Below are 8,283 nucleotides of genomic sequence, written 5' to 3'. Positions count from 1 at the left end.
GATATGATTACAGGGACATTGGGAATAAAAGCGGACACAAAGAAAAGTGAAATAGGGAAATATTTTAGTGATATTGAGAAGAGTATGCAAACTACTAAAGCAAAGTTAAACGAAATTTTAGAAAAGAATGGGCAATATGAAAAAGTTAAAACAGTTGTTGAGCAGTTTATTAGTGGGACTGTAGATAAGATTGCTGAGGGAGCAAAAGAAGCTGCAAAAGGGGCTACTGGTGGTGATGCTATTGGAAATGCTGTGAAAGAAGGTCAGGATGCTGTAGCGGCGGACACTACAAGTGTCAATTTACTTGTTAAGGGTATTAGGACTATTGTTGGTGTAGTTTTGAAAGAGAATGAAGGAGATGAAAAAGCTGATAAGACAATTGATTCTGATAAGAAGAAAGTTGGACAGTTATTTGCAAAGAAAAATGATGATAGAGCTCAAGATACTGAGGCAGCTAAGGCGAGTGCATCAGTAGGGGCAGTAAGTGGTGCTGATATATTACAAGCTATTGCTAAGTCCTCTGAAGCTGTTAATGTTGATGAAATTGATAAAGCAAAAAATGCAGCAGAGATTGCTATTGCTCCGGCTAAAGATGACAAAAAAGAAGTTGCAGTAGAATCAGCAAAGAAGGATGCAGTAATAGCAGCGGGAATAGCATTAAGAGCAATGGCAAAGGATGGTAAGTTTGCTTCTAAGCAAAATGAAGAGAAATCAGCAAATGCAGTCAATGGAGCAGTATCAAGTTCAGTAAATAAGGTATTGAGTACATTGGTGATAGGAATCAGGAATAGAGTGAATGAGGGATTAAAAGAGATTAATAAGATGTTAGGAGAGATTAAACAAGGAGAAGGTTCTGTTGCCAAAATTAATGAATAAAAGAATAAGATAATTAGTAAAATTTAGAATGTAATTAAATTTTTTAAATAAAAACTTAGTTAATGAGAGCAAGAGAGCTCTCTTTTTTTATTTTCAAGATTGTATGTGTTATATAAGTCATATTTTTTGCTTCTAATTCTTAATAAATAAGCTATAAGAAAGCTAAAAAGAAAGAAAAAATAAGGAGGCTAAGAAAATGAATAGAGAAGTAAAAGAAGGTGAAATAAAAGGGAAGAGAGTGATAGAGAGAGTGAGAGAGAGAGGGAATAGAATGAAAAGAATAGTAAAGGGAATAATGGTGATGGTAGTGATGGTGGTGATGGGATGTAATAGTGGGGGAGTAAAAGATCCAGAGAAAGTGTTTTTGAGTGAGATGGTAAATTTAGGGAAAGGGTTTTTAGATGTTTTTGTGAGTTTTGGGGATATGATTACGGAGACATTAGGAATCAAGGCAGATACAAAGAAGAGTGATATAGGAGTTTATTTTACTAAGATTGAGAATACTATGAAAACAGTGAAAGGGAAATTAGTAAAAATTTTAGAAGAACATGGAAGTTATGAAAAGGTGAAAGAGAAGATAGAGGGATTTATTGGGAAGATAAGTAAGATCGAAGAAGGGGCAAAGGAAGCAGCAAAGGGTGCTAATGATGGTATTCTTATTGGTAATGCTGTTAAAAATCAGGCTGCAGTGGCTGCTAATAAAGAATCTGTTATTTCATTAGTAAAAGGAATAAAGGCAATTGTTGGAATAGTGTTGAGTGAGGGTGAAGGTAGTGCAGAAGCTACTAAGACCGCAGAGGATGATAAGAAGGATATTGGGAAGTTGTTTAGTAACACTGCTGATGATGCAACAGAAGCAGAGGCAGCTAAGGCGAGTGCATCAATAGGATCTGTAAGTGGTGCTGATATATTGAAGGCAATAGCGAAGTCTAAAGAAAATCCTGCAGTGAATAATGCTGAGGGAGTTGAGAAAGCAACAGATGCAGCTGAAATTGCTGTTGCTCCAGCTGTTGCTAATAAAAAAGAGATTAAAGATGATGCAAAGAAAGATGCAGTAATAGCAGCAGGGATAGCATTGAGAGGGATGGCGAAAGATGGTAGATTTGCGGCTAAAAGTAATGAGGATAAATCAGCTCATGCAATGAATGGAACAGTAGCAAGTGCAGTAAATAAGGTATTAAGTACATTGGTAATAGCAATCAGGAATAGAGTGGATGAAGGATTAAAAGGGATTAATGAGGTATTAGTAAAAATTAAACAAGGAGAAGGGTCTGTTGCCAAAATTAATGAATAAAAGAGTAAGATCATTAGGATAATTGAGAATATAGTTGAATTTTTCAAATAAAAACTTAGTTAATGAGAGCAAGAGAGCTCTCTTTTTTTTATTTGCGGTATTGTATATGTTATATAAATTTATTTCTATATAAATCATATTTTTTGCTTCTAGTCCTTAAAAGATAAGCTAAGTAAATAAAAGAAAAGCAAATAAGCTATAAAAAGCTATAAAGTAAGAAAAAACAAGGAGGCGAAGAAAATGAGAATAGGAAAAATAGAAGGGAGAAGAGAAATAGAGAGAGGAAAGAGAGGAGAGAAGATGGGGAGAAGAATAGTAAAAGGAATAATGATAATGATGGTGATGATGGTAGTTATGGTGATGGGGATGTAATAGTGGGGGAGTAAAGGGAGGAGAAGGCGCAGGAGGAGGAGACGGGAGAGGATTAAGAGGAGCAATGATGTAAGTAGGGAGAAGTGCAGAGAGGGCATTTTATGCATTTATAGAGTTAATGTCAGATGTATTGGGATTTAAAGTTAATAAAGATACAAAAAAGGAAGATGTAGGGAGGTATTTTAACAGTCTAGGAGAAAAGATAGGTTTTGCATCAGGCGAATTAGAGAAAGTAGCAGGAAAAGCATCAGTAGATGTTGATAAAGAAGGTGTATTAAATAAGGGAATAAGAGCAGCAGTTGATACGGCTAAGGCTACTTTAAGCATATTAAAAGGGCATTTAGAATCACTAAAAGGGATAGGTGATTCTAAGCTAGTAGGTTGGACAGAAAGTGATAAAGAAGGAACAGCAGCAAGTCAAGTTGAATTAAAGAAAGCATATAATGCATTGAAAGGAATAGTGGACACAGCTGGTAAAGAAGGTGTTGCAAAGCCAGAAGCGGGAAACACAACAGTAAAAGTAGGTAGTGCAAATAATAAGGATGGAGCTAAGATATTAGCTATAGATAGTGCTGGTAAGCCAGCAGCAGGAGATATAAGTAAAGCAGCAGCAATACTAGCAAGTGTAAGCGGTAAGGAAATGCTGGCATCAATAGTTAAGTCAACAGAGGGTGATGCGGATACAGGAGTAGGAGGTCAGGCAACTGCAAATACAAGTGCGGTGGCGTTTGCAAAAGGAGGTAATGGAGCTAATTTATCACAAGATGCATCTAAAGCAGCAGCAGTAGCAGGAGGAATAGCATTACGCTCTTTAGTTAAGGATGGTAAATTAGCTGCGAATAATAATGATGATGATAAGGTAGCACAATCAGCAGGAGTAGCCGCAGTAAATAAGCTGTTAATAGCAATAGAAGAAATAATTAAAAATACAGTAAAAAATGTTCTTGATAAAGTAAAGCAGGAAGTAGATCAAGCAAGAGCTCCAAAAGCAGCAGTTCAGTAATAATATAAATAGTTAGATTATATTACTTAAAAGTAAAATGATGAGAAGGTTATCTTAGATATAAGTTTAGGATGCCTTCTGTGTTGTTATATATAAAAATAAGAAGTTAAATATGAATATAATAATTAAAAATAAGGGAAAGTAAGTAAGTGTGATAATAATAGCTTTATTTTTACTTTTTAGTTTTTGGGAGGAGTGGAACAACTTAACATTAGAAAGCGATCAAAAGTCAATTGGTAAATTACTTGGTCTATATATTAATATAGATTATATATATTAAATATAATAAATTTGTTTTTATAAAAATATTTGTTTACTTGCATTTAAGTTTCAATTTTATGATAGTTAATACATCTCTTTATTACTTTCTCAAAAATATTCTTTACTGTTTTCTTCATCAGAATCATATCCTCTACCACTAATTGTTTTTATTAATTCGTAAAATTAATTAACTATGAAAATATTAAACATGTATAAGAACTTAAAGAATATTATTTACCTTAGTTTTTAATACAGGACGTTGTAGAAACTTATGCAAAGTAGACACTTTTTTTGTTCTTTGTGAAGTTGTACATGAGAGATGTTTTCTTGTTAATTTAAGTAATTAATATATTTCCTTTATATTTTTTGTTAAGTGTGAATTTATCATGTGTTAGTTTCGTTTATTTATTTTTTTTGATTTTTCTGTTGGAGTATATTGGGAAGCATTAAGTAATCTTATTTATCTTTTGGTGAGTTATTAAAAGATGCGCTTGGTTTTAATGTAGATACAACTAAAAAAGAAGTTGGAGAACACTTGGGTAAGGTTGGAGAAGCAGTTAATGTAATTAAAGGTAAATTGGAGAGTCTTAAGAGTAATGTACAGTTTAATTTAATAAAAGATAAAACAGATGGTATAATCACCAAAGCAATTGATACTTTGAAAAAGATAGTTGATGGTGTAAGTAAAATTAAGGGAGCTACTGGTGGTGCTATCGATAAAATAGCTAGTGCTACTGCTGATAATAATGATGCAGTGCCAGCAGATACAGTAAGTGTAAAGAGTCTTGTTGAGGGTATTAGTATAATCTATGAAGCAGCAAAGGAAGTTAAAGTTGATTCAAAAGGAAATGCTGATAAGACAATTGTCGACTCTAAAGAAATTGCAAAGTTATTTAATGTTACTGGTAATGTTGCTGCTACTGGCTTAAAAGCGGCTAATGTAGCATTAAATGCAGCAATTGGTGCAGATATATTAGCAGCTATTGAGGCGGTTAAGGCTGGTACAAGCAAACCTTAAGTATTTTAGTGTTACCCTATACCAATCACCAAAATTATAAAAAAATGTAGATTAATATCAACTAGTATAATTTATTTTAATACTCTAAGATTGATATTAATTGATAATAAGTACTCTGCTTAATATGGGTTCGGCATATTAACTGTTTTTATTAATTCGTAAATTGTGTGTTAATTGATGTTTTTATAAAACAAACTATATAAAATTCTTTTTCTAAATATAAATTTATAACACATACAATCTTATTTATTTTTTATCGTCAGTTCTCTTCAAATTTACTTCAACAGAAAAATTAAGAAAACAAATGAAATATACTATATCTCTTTTTTAAAAGAAAAAATTGTTAATAAGTAAATAATTTTAGAATAGGGATGTAAAAAAATAGTAATTTTAATTAAAAAAATTGTATTTTAAATAAAGTGATATATATTATTAATTAATAATCATTACTATTTGGTAATAGTGATTATTAATTCTTAAAGAAGGAGAATATTTGTGAGAAAAAATTTATTTATATTATTAGTTTTGGGGTTAGCATCTTGTAATCTAGATTCTAAATTATTGGATAATAAAGGAAGACCTGATAATTTTTTAAAAGATGTTGTAAATAATGTTCAAGATTTTGTGAATAACGTTCAAGGTGATGAACCAATAAAAGAAGATGTTGTTAATAAAGTTTCTGTTGAAAAAGTAGTAAAAGGAGATTCTGTAATAAAAGATGAGAAAGGGGAATTAATATCTGCCCTTATAAATGATATTAATAGTGTTATGGGATTATTAAATCAAGATAAAGCTGAAGTTGAAGATGCAAATCAATATGGTATGAAGAATGAAGTGTTTAAATTTGTGTTAAATGCTGTTAATAATAAGACATTGGATCATGATGATAATAAGGAAATAAGACGATTATTTTATTCCTCTTTATTATACAATAGAGAAAGAATAAAAGATTTTGCAGAAATTCTTAAAAAAGTAGAAGCGGATAATACAAATAAGGGTACATGGATTTACGATATAATGAATGCTGTAGTAGTAGCTCTTCAGTTTGATTTTGAGAGAATAATTAATAAATTAGAAAATAATAGAGATAAACTTAATAAATTGAGTCTTGTTGATTTAAGAGAAATTAAATCAAAGCTTGAGGAAATTCAATTACAGAAATTAAATTGGAGGAAAGCCGTAGATAGTCTTATTTCATCTTATAAAGCTAAGACAGATGGAATTGATTCTGATAGCAAGAAATTGATAAAGCATATTGATAAAAAATATAAAGATCTTATTAAGGTTAAAATTCCTGGAATGAAGGCAGTATCTAATAGGATTATAGCTATTTTAGATAACAATTAAGTAATTTATATAATCATTTAAAATACAAAGGAAGGTAGATTAATAATAGTCTATCTTCCTATATTTTTGTTGTATAAATGTATTTTAAGTGAAGTTTGGTAGAAAAAATTTATTTTATATGTATAGTAAATAATTTGATATGCACACTTCTCTCTGTAATTGTGAGGGGGTCTTATTTGTTTTTGTTAATAGTATGTTATTTGATGTGTATGTTCTAATTAAAAATATTCAGTTTATTGTATAAAATTGTACAAACAAAAATTAAGTTTTGATCCTTGTTGTGGAATATATTAGTAATTTGAAAAAGTTGAATGATAATTATCTATATTTTTAATTAGAATGTAAAAAAAATATACCGATATCTTTAACAAAAATTAAATATTATAAATTATAAGAAAGTCAATGATAAATATTTTGTATTTTCAGGTTGATAATAGATGGTGATAAAATCAATTTTTGTTTGATTTTATTTTTTGCCTCTAATTCTTTAAAGATAAGCTATGACAAAGTAAAAAAAATAAGGAGGGGAAGAAAGAAAATGAGAATAGGAAATATAATAGGGCGAAGAGAAGGAAGAGAGAGATAAGAGAGGAGAGGAGAAGAATAGTAAATTGGTAATGGTGATGGTGGTGATGATAGTGATGGGAGGGTAATAGTGGGGGAAGTAAAGGGAGAAGAGGGGAAGGTAAACTTGGAAGCTAAGAATAGTTTTTTAGAGTCATTAGTTGCGATCGGAGAAGAATTTCAGGAGATTTTTGCTAGTTTTGGTAATGCTGTTGGGGATGTATTTGGATTTAGTATTGTTAAAGCGGGAGATAAGAGAAGTAAGGTGGGAGAACACTTTAAGAAGATTGGAGATGGACTTACAACAACTAAAAATAAATTAAACGAGTTTAAAAGTTAAAATATCTAAGGCTAAAAATGCTGATGGGAGCACAATTAAGATAGTTGAAGATGTAGTTCAAATAGCAAATGGAGTTTTTTGAGCAACTAATTGATAATTTAAGCAAATTGGCTAGTGTTACTAATGATAGTTCGTTGCTTGGTGATAATAGGCTTTAGAAAAAATAAATAAAGTTATAAAGGAAAGATACTGAGAGTTATAAGCTCTTTGTATCTCTTATTTTATATTTAATTTTGAGGATAAGAATTTGAGTGCTCGATTTGCAAGGAAATTGAATGCTAAAGTCATTAATCATTGAAAATAGAAATTTTTGCTTTATATTATATTTTGTTTAATATGTAAACCTTAAATAATTGCATTTTATCTATAAATTTCTTTAAAATAGTAATTAATAATTGTTGCTATTTTAGATTTATTTATTAATTTGGTGATAATTAATGGGGGTTGAAATAAGACAAATTTTTAAGTTTTTGCTTTTCAGTTTTATTAGTTGTGATTTATTCTTTGGGGAGGACAAAGGAGCTTTAGAAGGATTTTTTTGATAAATATATAGAGAAATATTCTAGTTCTATATTGGATTTTAATAAGGATATTATTGAAGAGAATAGTGAATCTTTACAACACTTTGATAGTGAAACATCTAAGAAAAGAGGGAGAAGATCTGTTGTTGAGAATGAAAAAGAGAATTTTAATGAAAATGCTACTGTGAAGGAAGAAAAAAAAGATGAAAATGAAGTAGTAGGAAAAGATGAAAAAAAAGTAGAAACAGTAGAGGAAGTAACAGTAGAAACTAAAGAAGAAGATACTGAAGAAGATGATCTTAAAGAAGAAATAGTAGTGGGTGAAGAAAAAGAAAAGGTGAAAACTGAAGATAATAGAGAAGTAAAAGAAAATGATTCATTTAAAATGATAAAAGAAAAAAAGCAATCAGATATAAATTATTATGTGGATGATGTGTTTTGTTGGATTGACAGAATAATAAAAGAAAAGCAATCAGATATAATGAATGAAATTTTGGCGATTTTTGGAGATTTTATTAATTTAAAAAAGATTATTTCACAAAAATATCAGCAAGAGGTTAAAGCTGACGCTATAAGTAAACTTTTAGAAGATTCTCAAAAAATATTGTACAGTATTATGGGAAATTCGTATGAATATGATGAAAAATCTTTATTAGAATTGGAACAAAAATTTCAAGAAATAAAAGA

4 protein-coding genes and 3 pseudogenes are annotated in these 8,283 nt (G+C 30.1%); all 7 read left to right on the top strand.

The genetic code is table 11. The features are described from left to right. A partial coding sequence (locus U880_RS0100435; protein ID WP_024654332.1) for a variable large family protein occupies nt 1–876 on the top strand: 876 nt, incomplete at its 5' end. A gap of 271 nt (nt 877–1,147) precedes the next feature. Beyond that, a complete protein-coding gene (locus tag U880_RS0100430) occupies nt 1,148–2,170 on the top strand; it encodes a variable large family protein (RefSeq protein WP_038358544.1) in 1,023 nt (340 codons plus the stop codon). Nucleotides 2,171–2,470: 300 nt separating this feature from the next. Then, nucleotides 2,471–3,545, top strand: a pseudogene (locus U880_RS09675) (variable large family protein). 718 nt (nt 3,546–4,263) lie between these two features. Next, nucleotides 4,264–4,821: pseudogene (locus U880_RS09670) on the top strand (variable large family protein); the annotation flags it as partial. Between the two features lie 498 nt (nt 4,822–5,319). Continuing rightward, nucleotides 5,320–6,171, top strand: a complete 852-nt coding sequence (locus tag U880_RS0100415) for a complement regulator-acquiring protein (RefSeq protein WP_024654330.1) — start codon at nt 5,320–5,322, stop codon at nt 6,169–6,171. 617 nt (nt 6,172–6,788) lie between these two features. After that, nucleotides 6,789–7,221: pseudogene (locus U880_RS10670) on the top strand (variable large family protein); the annotation flags it as partial. A gap of 427 nt (nt 7,222–7,648) precedes the next feature. After that, on the top strand, nt 7,649–8,283 hold a 635-nt coding region (locus U880_RS11030; RefSeq protein WP_038358539.1), incomplete at its 3' end, for a hypothetical protein.

The organism is Borrelia hispanica CRI (assembly GCF_000500065.1).
Lineage (GTDB): Bacteria > Spirochaetota > Spirochaetia > Borreliales > Borreliaceae > Borrelia > Borrelia hispanica.
The sequence above is the reverse complement of the archived record's forward strand: the minus strand, read 5'-3'. Positions and strand labels throughout refer to the sequence as shown.

Bases quoted from the DNA above. Each gene is read 5' to 3' on its own strand.
- U880_RS0100430 (WP_038358544.1), top strand. From the start codon at position 1,148: ATGAAAAGAATAGTAAAGGGAATAATGGTGATGGTAGTGATGGTGGTG.